Source organism: Terrabacter terrae (genome assembly GCF_039529575.1).
GTDB lineage: Bacteria > Actinomycetota > Actinomycetes > Actinomycetales > Dermatophilaceae > Terrabacter > Terrabacter terrae.
The window spans coordinates 1-2,137 of record NZ_BAAANB010000147.1 but is presented as its reverse complement, the minus strand read 5'-3'; the positions used below and the strand labels follow the sequence as shown (position 1 = coordinate 2,137).

Below are 2,137 nucleotides of genomic sequence, written 5' to 3'. Positions count from 1 at the left end.
TGATCGTGTTGTTGAGGTTGACGAAGGCCGTGTTGATCGAGCGCCCGATCATCCGGCGCATGTCGACCTTGCCGTAGGACATGTCCTCGAAGTTGTTGATCTCCGTGCCGTCGATGGTCTGGGGCGTGTCGCCGTCGAACTTCGTCTTCGTGGAGATGCCGTCGCGGACCGCGGCCAGCACGCCGAAGGGCTTGAAGTTGGAGCCGCCCTGCATGATCGCCTGCGTGGCGGTGTTGTACTGGTCCTTCGAGTAGTCGGGGCCGCCGTACATCGCGACCACGGCACCGTCACCGGGCTTGATGGCGACGAGCCCCCCGGTCACCTTCTTCGGCAGGTTGTCCTTCATCGCGGCCACCGCGGCCGTCTGGGCCTTCTTGTCGATGGTCGTGACGATGCGCAGCCCGCCGTTGTCGATGTCCCGGTCGGACAGGCCGGTCGTCAGCAGCTCGCGCTTGACCTGCGCGGTGATGTAGCCGTTCGGGCCCGAGGAGAACTTGGTGCCCTTGTAGGGCTGGATCTTCGGTAGCTGGGCGAACTTGGCTCGGTCGGCGGCGCTCAGCCAGCCCTCCTGCACCATGCCGTCGAGGACGTATGCGTAGCGCCGGGTCAGGTTCGCCTTGGCCTCCGCGCCGTTGGCGGGGTCGTACATCGACGGGGCGTTGATGACGGCCGCGAGCACCGCGCCCTCACCGACGGTGAGCTTGGAGACGTCCTTGCCGAAGTAGGCCTTGGCCGCGCTCTGGATGCCGTAGGCGCCGCGGCCGTAGTAGATCGTGTTGAGGTACTTCTCGAGGATCTCCGACTTGGGGAGCTGGCCGTCGATCTTGACGGAGATGAGGATCTCGCGCGCCTTGCGCGAGATGGTGCGGTCCTGGCTCAGGAAGTAGTTCTTGACGTACTGCTGGGTGATCGTCGAGCCGCCGACCTGCGCCTCACCGGTGACGCTGGTCTTGACGGCCCGCAGGATCCCGCCGATCGAGATGCCGTTGTTCTGGTAGAACGTGCGGTCCTCGGCGGCGATGTGCGCGTCCTGGACGAACTTGGGCACCTTGCTGAGCGGCACGGACTCGCGGTTGCCGTCCTGGACGGCGATGCGGTCGAGCTCGGTCTTACCGTCGCTGTAGTAGACGATCGAGACCTGCTTGTTGGCGAGCTGGTTGGGCTGCGGGATGGACGTCTGCTGGTAGGCGATGAAGACGCCGACGACGCCGAGCACGAAGAGGACGGCCGCCGCGATCGAGCCCCACTTCAGGGTGCCGACGAGCCACTTCCTCCAGCCGGTGCGGCCCTGGCCGCCGCTGCCCCTGCCGCCGGCCTGGGACCCGCCCCTCGCACCCGACTGCTGGGCAGCGCGGATGTCGCGCCTGCTCTGCGTCACAACCTGCTCCATTCGGTGATGAGGCCCGGGAACCGTCCCGAGCCGCCACTCAGTATGACCCGACCGGCACCCCGGTGCCGAAATCCGGAACGTTGCTCACAAACGCGGCACAACGGGGCCACAGGTTGCTTCCCAGCCGGCGCGCGACGTGCAACCTTTCTGCAGGGCCAGCCGGTCGAGCCGGGTGTGACCACAGTGACAGGGGCCGGCACCGGGGCGAGCAGCGCGTCGCCCGCGCCGTTGACAGGGGGAGGGGCGATGGAGCGGGAGTCCTTCGACGACTTCGTGGCCACCCGGTCCACGCGACTGCTGCGGACGGCATACCTGCTCACGCACGACCGCGCCCTCGCCGAGGACCTCGTGCAGGCCTCGCTCGCGAAGGCGTGGTTCGCCTGGGGGCGCATCGAGAGTCGGCCCGACGCATACGTCCGGCGGGTCATGGTCAACACGTACTCGAGCTGGTGGCGGCGGCGCTGGAACGGCGAGGAGGCCACCGCCCAGCTTCCCGAGCGGCACGACGCCCACCGTCTGCACGGCGCCGAGAACGCCCGGGTCGACGAGCGCACCGACCTGTGGCGCGCCCTCGAGCGGCTGCCGAAGCGGCAGCGGGCCGTCGTCGTGCTGCGGTTCTACGAGGACCTCTCCGAGGCCGAGACCGCCGAGATCATGCAGTGCTCGGTCGGCACCGTGAAGAGCCAGGCGAGCCGGGCGCTCGCCAAGCTACGCATCGACCCCACCCTGCGCCCGACCGCCGACGAG

The 2,137-nt window shown here is 68.3% G+C and carries 2 protein-coding genes; one reads left to right on the top strand and one right to left on the bottom strand.

The annotated features are described in order from the left end of the window. On the bottom strand, window positions 1–1,378 hold a 1,378-nt coding region (locus ABD194_RS20080), incomplete at its 3' end, for a transglycosylase domain-containing protein (RefSeq protein ID WP_343994806.1). Window positions 1,379–1,564: 186 nt separating this feature from the next. Here ABD194_RS20080 and ABD194_RS20075 point away from each other — a divergent pair. Continuing rightward, a partial coding sequence (locus ABD194_RS20075; protein ID WP_343994804.1) for a SigE family RNA polymerase sigma factor occupies window positions 1,565–2,137 on the top strand: 573 nt, incomplete at its 3' end.